Here is a 14,261-nt window from a genome sequence, read left to right as displayed (position 1 = left end):
AAAAATGAAATGTACTTATAACCAGTCGAATAAAAACGAAACATATCATGTATTTTTCATGCCGATCCAACTGTCTATAAGCACATTTCATTAATAAAGCATCTTATAAAATGTATTCTTTCTGTCATTTGTCTGTGGAAATTCTGTTCTTGCATGTCTGACTGCCCCGGGATCAATATCTGCGACACGCAGCTTCTCACTAACCCGAACTGATACATCCCGCCCAAGCCAGTCATATACATGAGAGCCCGGAATATAGTGAAACCCATCTCCATCTCCAACCCGGTTGACTGCGATCACATATGCCTGATTCTCGATCGCCCTTGCCTTCAAGAGTGTTTCCCATTGTTCCGCCCTCGTTTCCGGCCAGTTTGCGATCACCATGATAACTTCATACTGATCTCTCATTGCAGAGAAAATCTCCGGGAAACGAAGGTCATAGCAGATATATCCACCTATCCGAATATCCTTTACCTGTGCCTGTGCAAGCTTTTCTCCTGCCCGATATACCCTATCCTCACCACTATATGAAAATGGATGAATCTTCGCATAATCAAGCAACACATTTCCTCCATCCACAAGCACCAGCCGATTCTCGTAAGCCTTTTCTTTCATTTCATCATTCACCAGGCTACCATCTGCCATAACCGCACGAATATACCCAAATGCCATCGGCATCTTATATTTTCTGCTGTTCTCCATAAAAAATGAAACACTGTCCGGGATGTTATCCGCATCCCAGCTTTCCGCATACAACCATGGCCGCATCGTGAATCCTGTCAGTGTCATCTCCGGAAATACCAGAAGCTCTACTCCATTTGCACTTGCTTCTTCCATAACTTCAAGGCAGCATTTCTTTGCTTCTTCCCTATTCTCAAATCCAATATTCAGTTCTGTAACTCCAACTCTAAGCATAGCCGCTGCCTCCTGCCTGTTTTTCTTTATTATATTCTTATATAGTATATTTATATCTGCTTTTTTTCAACCCTTAAGCCTCCCGCTCCAATTGTCAACCTTAATGTTTATTCTATGGTTGACATTTTAGAATATACCATCTATAATGTTATCCAGTGGGTGCCATTTAATAGTTGACATTCAATTTGTTATCGGGAAGCGGATAGCTTAGCCCTGCTATCCGCTTCATATTTTTGTCAATCCCCCTTAACCTCATCCAATCGAGGGATGGCATCCATTGTACCTATATTATTTATTCAACAAGGAGAACACACACATGAAAAACAAATTCACAACCGTGGAGATTACAATGATGGCTGTATTCGCAGCAATCTTATGCGTATCTGCATATTTAAGTATCCCAACTCCACTCCCAAATGCAGCACACATTACGTTACTGAACTTTATGATCATGCTCATTGCACTGGTATTTGAAGTCCGCGACTCAACAATTATCGTTGCCTTATGGATGATCCTCGGTGCAGTCGGTGTTCCGGTATTTATCGGCGGTGGCTCCGGTATCGGTTATCTGACAGGAGTATTCGGTGGATATACATTCTCATTTATCATCGTTACTATCTTTGCAGGTCTGACAAAGGGTAAGAAATACAATCGTATCCGTTATACGATCGTTGCCATTTTAACAGCAGCACTTATCGACATCATCGGTATGTTATGGTGGAAATTCAACGGAAACTTAACCTGGAAAGTCGCTTTCCTTTCAGGCTTTGTTGCATTTATTCCACTTGATCTTGTAAAAGCTATCATTGCTGCACAGATTGTTCCATTATTCAAGAAGCTGATGCCGGAAGCAAATGTAAACACAGACGCAAAGAAAGAAGCAGCATAAAAAATATTATATAGTTATAAAACAAGCAGGAATCTTTAAAAGATTTCCTGCTTGTTTTTATTTTATAATAACTTAACCGCTGCCTCTGCAACAAATATATTATATTACTCTTTCCGACTTTTTTAGATTGCCTTAACCTTTACATTCTTGCTCAGTCCGCACTTACGGAAAAGCTTCTTATATGCGCTAAGCTTGCTCTTTGGTACTTTGACTGTTGTCTTTGAGGTGATACCGGCAAAGGTTTTCTTGCTCAGCGTTTTGGATGTCAGCTTGGTTGTTTTGATCTTTAAAACCTTTAAATCCCTGCTGTTAGCAAAAGCATATGATCCAATTTTCTCAACTGATGTTCCAAGGGTGATCGTCTTTAAAACTTTTGTTCCGGCAAATGCCTTGGATCCAATTGTTTTAATACTTCCTCCCATCACAATATTATTATTTCCATCATATTCAGAGAATGTTGCACCTGCAAATGCTCCGGAATCAATGGAAGTCAGCTTATAAGTCTGATTTCCATATTTTATTCCTTTCATATAGCTTTTCCAGACTTTTGTGCCGAAAGCACCTCCATTGGTCCATGCTCCAAGAGATACTGTCCGGTTTCCGGCCTTTGTACTTGTAACACGGAAGGTACAATATGGATAATTATAAGTATCCTCAACAAAATAGGCTCCATTTTTGACTGGTTTTGTCTTCTTCTTTATGGATACCTTCAAATTTTTATCATAGTAAATTCTATCGTTTTCCATATTCTTTGGTACGATAATTTCTGTCAATTTATTCTCATAGCAAACAACAGAATCACATAAAGGACTTGCACTAAAATCCAGTTTCGTTAACCTGTTATTTGTACACTTTACCCATACTAAGGCATTATTATGACTGGTATCCAACTGGGTCAACTGATTCTTTGCACATTCCAGCTTTACAAGCTGTTTATTATTTGTAAGATGCAACTGAGTCAGCTTATTATCAGAACAGACCAAACATACAAGTTTTTCGTTTTTATCAACATTCAATTTTGTTAGTTTATTGGTCTCGCAATTCAAGTCTACAAGATCAAGATTCTTGGTAACATCAAGCTTCGTAAGTTTATTACTCCTACACCACAGAGTATGAAGTTTTGTATTTTTTGTAAGATCGAGCTTTGTAAGTTTATTACTCCTACACCACAGATCATGAAGTTTTGTATTTTTTGTAAGATCGAGCTTTGTCAATTTGTTTTCGTCGCAAAACAACCCTACCAATTTTGTATTCTTACGGAGATCCAGCCCAGTTAAGTTATTGCTGTCACAAGCTAATATCTCCAGTTTTACATTTTTGCTGACATCTAACTTTGTCAGTTTATTATCACAACAACTCAGTTCTTTTAATTTCGTTAATTTGGATACATTCAATTCTTTTATGCCGTTACGACCACATTCTACGAATTCCAGTTTTGTATTTTTGCTGACATCCAGCTTTGTCAGTTTATTGCTGCCGCAATCTAATTTTACTAACTTCGTATTTTTGCTGACATTCAGCTTTGTCAATTCATTGCCGCCGCAATCTAATTCTACTAACTTTGTATTTTTGCTGACATCCAGCTTCGTCAGTTCATTGCCGTCGCAATCTAATTTTACTAACTTCGTATTTTTGCTGACATCCAGCTTTGTCAATTCGTTATACCTACAAGACAAATATTCCAATTTGGAGTTCTTGCTAACATCCAGCTTCGTCAGTTCATTACCAGCGCACTCCAATGTTTGTAACTCTGTAAATATATTGATACCGGTCAGACTTTTACATGTATAGCCATATTCTTTACTCGTATAACTCAGACATATTGTCTTTACGCTCTTAATCTCTGACTTTGACAATACACCATCCTCATTCAGATCGATATTCTCAGAAATATATTTCCGAAATCCTTCATCCGGGAAATTCGTTGAATTGATCTTCACATCCCCCTGTGCTGCATCAACTTTCCTCATTCCTGGATTTCCCAATAACAGTGGTACTGCTACTAATGCTGCCAGTCCTCCGGCAATCAGCAGACGTTTTAATTTTGTCTGCAAAGCCAATTTGTTCATTTGTTTTTTGTTTCTCATATTGTCTCTCCTTCCAATTCCTTCTTTTTACTCCGGGTTGACACAAGCGCAAAAAAGACCCGAAACAGGATAATCTTCCATTATCCTGTTCCAGGTCTTCTCAACTGCAGTTCTATAATTTACGGTATGCAAAAAAGCGCTATTTAAGCGTGCTGTGCTGTGCTGTGCTGTGCTGTGCTTAAGCCCTTTCCTTTCTGCATCCTTTGTCAATCCCTTTCGCAAAAAATTTACGAATTAAGTGTAGCACACCAAATGGTGAATGACAATTGTTAAAAACGTAGATTCTATATGTGATTCTATATGACATGTTTACTCAAAATGCATTTCATCCATATCCCAGTTTTCATAGAATTTTTTATTTTCATCTCTGAATCTTTCAAATAAAATAATATACGTTTCAACAATCTTCTGGAATACATTTTCCGCCAAAGATCCATCATAATCATGTGCAAGCTGATTCCTTATTTTCAACATCTCAAGCCAGCGATCATCATCTATCAAGCGGTTCGTAAATGCTGTTTGTAAAACTTCCCGTGGTGAGCCAAGTGCAAAATTCGTAATTTCAAGTTTCTTCACCAGAATATCTTTCATTACTTTCCATGAAATATCAAACGTAAGATTGAAGTTCTGAATCGTTCCCTCCAGTACGAAATCCTGTTCCGGATCTGCATTTTGACTTTTTTTCAGATTGTTCAGGCAATTACAAAATGTACGATATCTGTTAATAAATTTGTTTTCCATATAAATCTATATCCTCCAATAATTGCTTATTCCTTATTGAGTCATAATCAAATATGTCTATCTTCCGAAGCGTTTCTACATCCTCCATATCCCGTTCCAATTTCAGTATATCCGGGCATCCATACACAACAAAATCAATATCGCTATACTCCGTTGCTGTTCCTGTGGCAAAAGAGCCAAACAATTTTAAATGCTCTATATTATTTTTTTTGCAAATTTCTGTTACTTTTTCAATAATCCGTTCAACCGGCATCACATTCATATCATTCTCTCCAAACCATGGCATTGCAAGCAAGCGATTTTGCACTCATTATTTCGTGAGCATAGCTCACTCAATGCATTCTGCAAAATCAGCATCCTTGCGAGCAAATAATTTTGCATTCATTATATCATGCATGTAACAAAGTAGGAAATAAAAAATGGATATATCTACCTTATTATGGAAGATATACCCATTTTATCTTAATATTAAGCTTACAGATTCCGGTGCAGCAGACGATGTTCTTTTCCGGCAAGGAAATGATCGTACAACTGGCGGACTGCCGGGTTTTCCTCGGAGAAACGGACATTGGAGCTTGCGTCTGCATTGTACATACCTTCCATACGGCTCCGTCTGGTTCTTGGGCCTGCGCCGGATGGCTGACCGCCACCCATGATACATCCACGTCTGCACGCCATAACCTCAACGAAATCATAGCTTGCTTCGCCGGATCGGATACGGTCAAGCAACCGTCCTGAATTTGCAAGACCATGTACAACTGCAATCTTCACTTCTCTGCCATCTAACTCGATCGTTGCTTCCTTCGTTCCTTCAAATCCCCGGACACCTGTATAACTGATCTCACGGATCGTGTTATAGGATTTGTCCTCCGCAAGACGACGGAGCACCGCTTCCGTTACACCACCTGTCGTTCCGAAGATCTTGCCTGCACCGGAAGCCACCGAAAATGGTGCATCTGCGGATTCATTTTCCAGTTCGGTAAACTGCAGTCCCATCTGCTTAATCATCCGCACAACCTCTGTCGTTGTGATGACATAATCGGTATCCTGTCTGCCATCCGTGAAATTATCCGGTCGGAGGATCTCTCCCTTCTTTGCTGTACAAGGCATGATCGATACAACCATCGTTCTCTTACCATCTTCTTTATCTTTCTCCGCAAAATAATCCTTGATCACTGCTGAGAACATTCCTTGTGGAGAACGGCAGGTTGACAGATTATCTGCAAATTCCGGATATTTTTCTTCACAATATTTGACCCATCCCGGACAGCAGGATGTGAATAACGGAAGCTTCTCATCCGATGCAAGACGCGCCACAAATTCTTTGGATTCCTCCATAACCGTAAGATCGGCACCAAAGCTTGTGTCAAATACCATGTCAAAGCCCATGATACGAAGTGCTGATACCAGCTTACCAAAACAGTTCTCGCCCTTTGGTATACCGAAGTTATCTCCAACTGCCACGCGGACTGCCGGTGCGATCTGTGCAACCACCCGGATGGACGGATCTTCGATCGCATCCCAGATATCGGTTACATTGGTACGGATCGAGATTGCTGCGGTCGGGCAGACAACTGCACATTGTCCGCATCCTACACAGTCTGTCTCTGCAAGCGGCTTGTCAAATGCCGGCTGTACCTTCATTTTCGAACCACGGAATGCAAAATCGATAACACCAAGCCCCTGAATCTCATCGCAGGTACGCACACAGTCACCGCATAGGATACATTTATTTGGATCCCGGACGATAGACGGTGAACTCATATCGATCTTTTCTTCTTTTTTATTATTCAGGAAACGAACCGCATGCACACCAACCTTATAGGCAAGTGACTGGAGCGCACACATGCCATTCTTCTGACAGGTCGTACAGTCTCTGCAATGAGAGGATAACAACAGCTCGATAATAAGCTTTCTGTACTGCTGCACTTTCTTTGTATTCGTATAGATCACCATGCCCGCTCTCGGTGTCTCGGAGCATGCTGCAAATATTTTTCCTCTGTCATCTTCTACCACGCACATACGACATGCGCCATAGATGGATAATTCTGAATGATAACAGAATGTCGGGATGTCGATCCCTGCCTTTCGGATCAGAGACAGAACATTCTTCTCGCCCTCGATCGGCACTTTGATTGAATTGATCGTAATATAATCCATGTTCGTCTCCCTCCTTAATTCTCTGTATATACTGCATGGAACGCACAATTATCGATACATGCACCACACTTGATACATTTGGCTGTATCAATGACAAATGGTTTCCGGATCTCGCCTGTGATCGCACCGACCGGACAGTTTCTCGCACATTTGGAACAGCCCTTACATGCTTCCGGATTGATCTTATAGCGAACCAGTGCTTTACAGTTTCCAGTTCTGCATCGTTTGTCAACCACATGCTCGATGTATTCCTGACGGAAATTCTTCAGCGTACTAAGTACCGGAAGGGCTGCGCTCTTACCAAGTCCACAAAGGGCTGTGTCGGTGATCGCCTGTCCCAGTTCCTCTAACAGATCCAGATCCTCTAACGTACCATTTCCGGCAACGATCCGCTCCAGGATCTCAAGCATCCGCTTGGTTCCTTCACGGCATGGAACGCATTTGCCGCAGCTCTCGTTCTGTGTAAAGTTCATAAAGAAACGGGCTACCTCAACCAGACAGGTATTCTCATCCATAACAACCAGACCACCCGAACCGATCATCGCTCCTTTGCTCTTTAATGAATCAAAATCCAGACTGACCTCCAGATCATCCGTCACCAGACAGCCACCGGATGGTCCACCGATCTGAACTGCCTTTAACGGGATATCATCCTTTAAACCACCGCCGATATCATACACGATCTCACGCAGCTTTGTTCCCATCGGTACCTCGATCAGTCCCGTATTCTTTACACTTCCGGTCAATGCAAATGCCTTGGTTCCCGGACTTTTCTCCGGTCCGATCGACTTGTACCAGTCTGCACCATTTAAAATGATCATGGACACATTTGCATAGGTTTCTACATTATTCAGAACTGTCGGCTTGGCAAATAAGCCCTGCTCTACCGTTCTCGGCGGCTTGGTTCTCGGCATTCCGCGCTGTCCCTCGATCGATGCCGTGAGCGCACTTCCCTCTCCGCAGACAAATGCTCCCGCACCACGATTGATATGTATATGGAAAGAGAAACCGGAGCCTAAGATATTCTCACCAAGAAATCCCGCTTCCTCTGCCTGTGCGATCGCAGTCTTCAAACGGCTGACTGCCAGCGGATATTCTGCTCTTACATAGACATATCCCTCCTGCGCACCAACCGCATATGCAGCAATGATCATACCCTCTAACATCTTATGCGGATCGCCTTCCATCACGCTTCGATCCATGAACGCACCCGGATCTCCCTCATCACCATTGCAGACAACATATCGGATCTTCTCCGCCTGTCTGGCAACCTGCTGCCATTTGTATCCGGTCGGGAAACCACCGCCTCCACGTCCACGCAGATTGGAGTCACTGATGACCTGAATAACTTCCGAAGGCTCCATGGTAAATAACACCTTACGAAGTGCTTGATATCCACCGACCGCAAGATATTCATTGATATTTTCTGCATCGATATGTCCACAGTTTTTCAGTACCAGTCTGGTCTGTTTCTTATAAAATGGAATTTCTTCCTGCTGTCTGTAGACAACACCATCCTTGTGATACATCAGACGCTCTACCGGTCTTCCGTGCAGGATCGTCTCGTTGAAGATCTCCTCGCAATCTTCTTCCTTTACTTTTATGTAGATATAATTATATGGCTCGATTCGCACAAGCGGCCCCATCTCGCAAAATCCATGACAGCCGCTTTTCTTCACGCCGACATGACAGGATTCTTTTATAACTGTATCCTCCGCCTCCGGGACAAATTCTACCTTCACGCCCTCCGACTGCTTCGCCATCTCGCAGAACCGGTCGTATATTTTCTGAGAGCCACCCGCCAGACATCCGGTTCCTGCACAGACAAGGATCCTGTGCGAATCCGCATGCAGCATCTCTTCTGCCTGTTTTACTGCTGCGTCAAGCTCTGATACATTTGTTATTCTATTCATCCGCACCCTCCTTCAATTCTGCTATCAATGCAGTTACCTTCTCCGGTGTCATAGCCGGATGAACAACATCGTTTACCGTCATGACCGGTGCGAGTCCGCATGCGCCAAGACATGATACTGTCTCTAATGTGAACATCATATCATCTGTTGTGTGTTTCTCTTTTGACAATCCAAGTTCTTTATACAATTGATTTAAGATATCCATGGATTTTCTGACATGGCATGCGGTTCCATCGCACACCTTAAGAATGAACTTTCCTTTTGCATCAAATGAAAAGTTCTCATAGAATGTTGCTACGCTGTAAGCTTTTGCCTCTGCGATATTCAGTTTGTCCGCCACATATCGTAATAATTCCGGCGGAAGATACTTATATTCACTCTGAATATCCTGAATGATCGGGATCAGAAATCTTGGCTCTGTCCCATATGCAGCAATAATCTTATCAGCCTCATCGTAGTAAGATTGTTCCAGCATGTATTACCCTCCGTGCTTTGCCCCATTGTTGGGAATTTTTATCAATACCTCATATACAGATGATAACATTTTTCAATAGGATTTGCACGAAGATTTTGGATTGAAAAATAAACCCCCGCCCGTCTCCGGCACGATGGTGGGTAGTGTTTCAACTCGTTGCACTTTCTATTCGCTTCATGCAACTATTTGTCAGCAGTCGCCCAAACTTGCCTTATCAGGCTCAGACATGGGCTTGATGCTGACAGTTAGCATGAATCTCATAACGAAAGTTCCACTGATGTTGAAAACACTACCCACCATCGTGCCGGAAACGGGCAGGGATTTTTATATTGCTAACATTTTACAATTAATAATTTCTCACCCGGTGTTACCTCGTCGCTTTCCAGATGGTTGATGGTTCGGATGGAATCCAGGCTGGAAAAATATTCTTTGGCAATAGACCAGATGCTGTCGCCTTCTTTTACAACATATCCAACCATACCCGGCATGGCTGCCTTCTTATTCCAGTCGATCGGCAGAATATTCATATCGGTAATGACATCCACAGAACCCGGTGCAAATACCGTAACATTCATATTGATCACCGCCTTGATCTCCACCTCATCGGAATTCAGCATCTGGGCTGTAATCTGATCAACGGATGGATTGATGCGGATCGAATCCTGATTGACAAATGGTACGGATTCCACCTGATAATTGAATGGTATCGCCGTTTCAATCTGCTGTAACGGCTTGCTATCCTCTGCTGATACATAGAGTATTTCAGCTTTTACCGCACCTGATATATCAATGCTGTCCTCTCCTGCTTTTACCTCATCGATCTCAACCGTTCCGGTTGCATATACGATCTGCAGGATCTTCGGGAAGCTGCTCTTGATTCGCTCTTTATGTACGACTTTTGTCTTGGCATTATTTTTTATCTGAAGATTCTCAAATGGAAACTGTTCACAGATCGTTTCTACATTTGCCGACGGAGAGAACATATCCCCGATGATAGAAAGCTCCATATCTTCGTAAATCTTCATATCTGTATGGAGATTATATTCAACCTGAAGCACACGGTCTTCTCCGTCATTGTCAGCACGCACACTGACTTCTCCTTTTCCCATCGTGATGCGGTCATCCAGGATCATTCCTTCATTTGCTTCTTCGCAAGGGATCAGACCTTCAAATTCCCGGCTCTCATTCAGATACTGCATCGGTACGCCGGGCTCCTCCGCCAGATAGATTACAAACAGGTCCATCTGTCCTTTCATATTTATTCCCCCATCTACAACCTTTGTCTCGATGCCATAGAAGGACACCCGGCTCCAAAGCACCCGACCGATGTTTGGTTTATTGGCAGCGATCTCGAAATCTTCTTTTACCTTCAATATATCTTTTACAGATGCCACATTATTTGTAAATGGAATCTGCTCATTCCTGCATTCGATTCCCGATCCGTTTAACAATCCGGTTGCCCCGGACAGCTCTACGGAATCCATAGCCCACAGTTTCATGCCAACCAGACCGCGAACTTCAAATTTTCTTGAATTGATCATGGTTATGTACAGATCTTCCAGCACGCAGCTGACATCGACCTTATCACCGGCAAGTATGCCATCCATATTGATGGATTCCTCAAATGGAACATCACCCTCATAGGTTTCAAACCGAACATCTTCACCAACTGTCTGATACAGGACTTTAAATACAACTGTTCCTGATATCCGCACCTTATTTTCCAATGTCTCTACATCATCCAGCAGGACATTTCCTGTACTTGCAATGATCCGTTCCATATCGTCTTTTGCATCCGGTACATTAAAATCATCATTGATCGTAAACTGCGAATACTTAGAAGTCTTTAAAATCGTTGTACTGAGTTTATTTTTTACAAGTTCCATATGATACCCCCATACTATTTTCTAATTTTTAAATACAACCGGTGTCGTTGTCCGTGCGATCCGAAGAACTATATATGGATACGATACCGTATCCTTACTTACTGCATCTGATGGTGTCGCCGTCTGCCTGAGAACCGATTCGATGTAAATAGCATTTTCATCCATATACATCTTATCTACAACCACGCCAACATCATCCCGATTCTGCCTGCCACTGCAGATCACGATATATGTGTAAGTGTTGTTTGAGTATGTCAGATTAAACGGTTCTTCTTTCTTGCTGTTAATGACGCTCAACAACTCCTCCGGCAGCATGGTGTCGTCACAGATATCGTAAGTCAGTGCTTCACCATCTTCTTTCACCTTATAAAAACTGCATCCGGCAAACAAACTCAGCCCGACCACCACAGTCAACAGCCCTGCCAGAATACGCAGCCATCTTTGTCCTCTCATCTCACCGCTCCCTTCCCAATGTCTTTTTTCGGCTCTATCTTTACCCTTGTCAATCTCTATACCATTATTTATATGTCCTGCTTTGCAAGTCTATGCATGGAAATTTTGCCGGAGCTTTCTCCTTTTTTAAGGACATACAAAAAGCACCTTAACGATCATTAGCTAAGGTGCTTATCTCTACATTCCCATTTCTTCTATCTCTTTTAACATAAATTCTTCTAGTTTCTTCTTGTCCGGCAAGTATAACATATAAGTTGAAACAACATATAGGTTTCCGGCGCCAACCCACACTGGACAGCCACAGGCAAACTGTTTATAATGGATTGTGTATGCGTATTTGTGCATTTAAGATGGAGAAAACGATATGAATTTAAGGACTTTAAGACTTTTAGAATATAATAAAATTGTAGAAATGCTGACCTCCTACGCGGCATCCCCGATGGCAAAACGAAAATGTGAACGCCTGAAGCCCCGCAAGGATCCGGCTCTGATCCAGACCTTACAGCAGGAAACAAGAGATGCTCTGATCCGGCTGAATACACAGGGCAATCTGTCATTTGCCGGTCTCCGGGATATCGGCGCTTCGATCAAGCGACTGGAGGTACAAGGAGCACTTGGCATCAAGGAACTGTTAGATATCGGAAGTGTCCTTGATATGGCATTATCCGCCAGACAATATGGCAGCGGCGATGACAACGAGGAAAAGGCACATGACAGCCTCTACTCCCGCTTCATGGAGCTTGTTCCGCTGGAACATTTAAGTCAGGAGATCCACCGCTGTATCCTGTCAGAATCCGAGATCGCAGACGATGCCTCGTCCGGTCTGAAGGCAGTCAGACGGAACAAAAAACTGACAAATGAAAAGTTACATAACCAGTTGAACAAACTTGTAACTGACCAGAGCAAGCAGACGATGTTTCAGGATAATCTGATCACGATGCGTAACGGAAGATACTGTATCCCGGTCAAGCAGGAATATAAGAACAGCTTTCCGGGCATGATCCATGACCAGTCTTCCAGTGGAAATACTGTATTTATCGAACCTCTGGCGGTAGTTAATCTGAACAACCAGTTAAAAGAGCTGGATAATCAGGAGCTGGCAGAAATCGAAAAGATTCTGGAAAGCCTGTCAGCGCAGGCAGCATCTGAATACGAAAATATAAAATTTGACTTTGAGACGTTGACCGATCTGGACTTTATATTTGCTAGAGCGAATTTTGCAAGATCCTATAAGGGAACCGAACCGATCTTTAATACGGACGGCATCGTGGATATCAAGCAGGGACGCCATCCACTTTTAGACAAACATACCGTTGTTCCGGTCGACATCAAACTGGGTGAGGACTACAACCTGCTGATTATTACCGGTCCAAATACCGGTGGTAAGACCGTATCCTTAAAAACACTGGGTCTGTTTACTCTGATGGGACAGTCCGGACTTCATATTCCGGCACTGGATGGTTCCAGACTGAATGTATTTGATGATGTATTTGCCGATATCGGAGATGAACAGAGCATCGAGCAGAGTCTCTCGACCTTCTCCTCCCATATGAGCAATGTCGTATATATCATGAACCATGTGACACCAAACACGCTGTGCCTTTTCGATGAGCTTGGCGGTGGAACCGATCCGGTCGAGGGTGCAGCACTTGCGATCGCGATCTTAAGCAGCTTAAACGATCAGGGCATCCGCTGCATGGCTACCACGCACTACAGTGAACTGAAATTATTTGCCATGTCGACTCCGGGCGTTCAGAATGCAAGCTGTGAATTCGATGTAGCGACATTGATGCCGACCTACCGGCTCATCATCGGTATTCCCGGCAAATCAAATGCATTTGCAATATCTAAGAAATTAGGCTTATCCGACGATATCATCGAACGGGCAAAGACAAATATCGACAGCAACAAGGTTGATTTCGAAACACTGCTATCCGACCTGGAAAACAGCCGAAAAGAGATTGAACGGGACAAAGCGGAGATTGCGCAGTTTAAGGAAGAAGCCAGACAGCTTCAGGAACGGGCAAAAGCAAAGGATGACGAACTCTCTGCCAAGAAGGCTCAGATTCTTGCAGATGCAAGAGAAGAAGCGGCGGATATTCTGGAAGAAGCAAAGGAAATGGCGGATTCAGCCATTAAAAAATATAATAAATGGACAACAAATCCTCATAAAGCAGATGCGAGCACTATGGAGAATGAGCGAAAAAAGCTCCGTACCAAGATGGACGATTACCGGAAGATGACGCCGGAAAAACGCAAATCCATGACCTCCCATCATACGGCAAAGGATTTCAAGGCCGGAGACACCGTGCATGTTATCAGCATGGATACAACAGGAACGGTTACTGCTCCTGCTGATTCGAAGGGAAATATCAAGGTTCAGATGGGCATCTTAAGCTCTCTGCTTCCTGCTTCTGATCTTGTGATCATCGAGACACCAAAGCAGAACAACGCTCAGGTATCGATCAATAATAAACGTGGAATGAGCAAGGCTCTAAACATCCAGCCGGAGATCAATGTACTCGGCATGACTGTAGCCGAAGCTACCTCTTTGGTTGACCGTTATCTCGATGATGCCATGATGGCGCACCTGCACAAGGTAAGGATCATCCATGGAAAAGGCACCGGAGCACTCCGGAAAGGCATCCATGACTATCTGCGCAAGCAGTCATACGTCAAATCCTTCCGTCTGGGTGAGTACGGGGAGGGCGAAGCCGGCGTTACGATTGTAGAGTTATAAAA

Annotated in this window: 11 protein-coding genes; 2 read left to right on the top strand and 9 right to left on the bottom strand. The window is 43.2% G+C overall.

Annotated elements, in window-relative coordinates:
• Positions 1 to 90: 90 nt before the first annotated feature.
• Positions 91 to 915: a nitrilase-related carbon-nitrogen hydrolase gene (locus tag DWY07_RS06585; protein WP_117822524.1), complete on the bottom strand. Its 825-nt coding sequence runs from the start codon at positions 913 to 915 to the stop codon at positions 91 to 93.
• A 316-nt stretch (positions 916 to 1,231) separates the two neighbouring features.
• Here DWY07_RS06585 and DWY07_RS06580 point away from each other — a divergent pair, with 316 nt between their 5' ends.
• A complete protein-coding gene (locus DWY07_RS06580) occupies positions 1,232 to 1,804 on the top strand; it encodes a biotin transporter BioY (RefSeq protein WP_117822523.1) in 573 nt (190 codons plus the stop codon).
• 122 nt (positions 1,805 to 1,926) lie between these two features.
• Here the strand turns inward: DWY07_RS06580 and DWY07_RS06575 are convergent, their stop codons facing one another.
• From DWY07_RS06575 to DWY07_RS06540, 8 genes are all read right to left on the bottom strand, one after another.
• Positions 1,927 to 3,891, bottom strand: a complete 1,965-nt coding sequence (locus DWY07_RS06575; RefSeq protein WP_117822522.1) for a leucine-rich repeat protein — start codon at positions 3,889 to 3,891, stop codon at positions 1,927 to 1,929.
• A 309-nt stretch (positions 3,892 to 4,200) separates the two neighbouring features.
• Positions 4,201 to 4,632 carry an HI0074 family nucleotidyltransferase substrate-binding subunit gene (locus tag DWY07_RS06570; protein WP_117822521.1) on the bottom strand — a complete coding sequence of 144 codons (432 nt, stop codon included), beginning with the start codon at positions 4,630 to 4,632 and terminating at the stop codon, positions 4,201 to 4,203.
• Positions 4,613 to 4,894, bottom strand: a complete 282-nt coding sequence (locus DWY07_RS06565) for a nucleotidyltransferase domain-containing protein (RefSeq protein ID WP_117822520.1) — start codon at positions 4,892 to 4,894, stop codon at positions 4,613 to 4,615. The genes DWY07_RS06570 and DWY07_RS06565 overlap by 20 nt, the downstream gene beginning before the upstream one ends.
• Positions 4,895 to 5,106: 212 nt before the next feature.
• Positions 5,107 to 6,792 (bottom strand): [FeFe] hydrogenase, group A, encoded by a 1,686-nt coding sequence (locus DWY07_RS06560; RefSeq protein WP_117822519.1) that lies wholly within the window; start codon positions 6,790 to 6,792, stop codon positions 5,107 to 5,109.
• Between the two features lie 14 nt (positions 6,793 to 6,806).
• A complete protein-coding gene (locus DWY07_RS06555) occupies positions 6,807 to 8,648 on the bottom strand; it encodes an NADH-quinone oxidoreductase subunit NuoF (protein ID WP_242997321.1) in 1,842 nt (613 codons plus the stop codon).
• Positions 8,649 to 8,697: 49 nt separating this feature from the next.
• On the bottom strand, positions 8,698 to 9,180 hold the full coding sequence (locus DWY07_RS06550; RefSeq protein ID WP_117822517.1) for an NAD(P)H-dependent oxidoreductase subunit E: 483 nt from the start codon (positions 9,178 to 9,180) through the stop codon (positions 8,698 to 8,700).
• 332 nt (positions 9,181 to 9,512) lie between these two features.
• Positions 9,513 to 11,066: an SPOCS domain-containing protein gene (locus DWY07_RS06545; protein ID WP_021944124.1), complete on the bottom strand. Its 1,554-nt coding sequence runs from the start codon at positions 11,064 to 11,066 to the stop codon at positions 9,513 to 9,515.
• A gap of 21 nt (positions 11,067 to 11,087) precedes the next feature.
• The gene (locus DWY07_RS06540) at positions 11,088 to 11,519 is read right to left on the bottom strand and encodes a protease complex subunit PrcB family protein (RefSeq protein ID WP_117822516.1); all 432 of its coding nucleotides are present in this window, start codon (positions 11,517 to 11,519) and stop codon (positions 11,088 to 11,090) included.
• A 364-nt stretch (positions 11,520 to 11,883) separates the two neighbouring features.
• Between DWY07_RS06540 and DWY07_RS06530 the strand changes: the two genes are divergently transcribed.
• Positions 11,884 to 14,259, top strand: a complete 2,376-nt coding sequence (locus DWY07_RS06530; protein WP_117822515.1) for an endonuclease MutS2 — start codon at positions 11,884 to 11,886, stop codon at positions 14,257 to 14,259.
• Positions 14,260 to 14,261 lie beyond the last annotated feature (2 nt).

This window comes from Clostridium sp. AF23-6LB (assembly GCF_003461085.1).
Taxonomy (GTDB): Bacteria; Bacillota; Clostridia; order Lachnospirales; family Lachnospiraceae; genus Coprococcus; species Coprococcus ammoniilyticus.
This window is presented reverse-complemented; position numbering and strand designations above follow the sequence as displayed.

Coding starts and splice junctions, on each gene's coding strand:
- DWY07_RS06560 (WP_117822519.1), bottom strand. CDS start 6,792: ATGGATTATATTACGATCAATTCAATCAAAGTGCCGATCGAGGGCGAG.
- DWY07_RS06575 (WP_117822522.1), bottom strand. CDS start 3,891: ATGAGAAACAAAAAACAAATGAACAAATTGGCTTTGCAGACAAAATTA.
- DWY07_RS06550 (WP_117822517.1), bottom strand. CDS start 9,180: ATGCTGGAACAATCTTACTACGATGAGGCTGATAAGATTATTGCTGCA.
- DWY07_RS06555 (WP_242997321.1), bottom strand. CDS start 8,648: ATGCTGCATGCGGATTCGCACAGGATCCTTGTCTGTGCAGGAACCGGA.
- DWY07_RS06580 (WP_117822523.1), top strand. CDS start 1,232: ATGAAAAACAAATTCACAACCGTGGAGATTACAATGATGGCTGTATTC.
- DWY07_RS06585 (WP_117822524.1), bottom strand. CDS start 915: ATGCTTAGAGTTGGAGTTACAGAACTGAATATTGGATTTGAGAATAGG.
- DWY07_RS06540 (WP_117822516.1), bottom strand. CDS start 11,519: ATGAGAGGACAAAGATGGCTGCGTATTCTGGCAGGGCTGTTGACTGTG.
- DWY07_RS06570 (WP_117822521.1), bottom strand. CDS start 4,632: ATGGAAAACAAATTTATTAACAGATATCGTACATTTTGTAATTGCCTG.
- DWY07_RS06545 (WP_021944124.1), bottom strand. CDS start 11,066: ATGGAACTTGTAAAAAATAAACTCAGTACAACGATTTTAAAGACTTCT.
- DWY07_RS06530 (WP_117822515.1), top strand. CDS start 11,884: ATGAATTTAAGGACTTTAAGACTTTTAGAATATAATAAAATTGTAGAA.
- DWY07_RS06565 (WP_117822520.1), bottom strand. CDS start 4,894: ATGAATGTGATGCCGGTTGAACGGATTATTGAAAAAGTAACAGAAATT.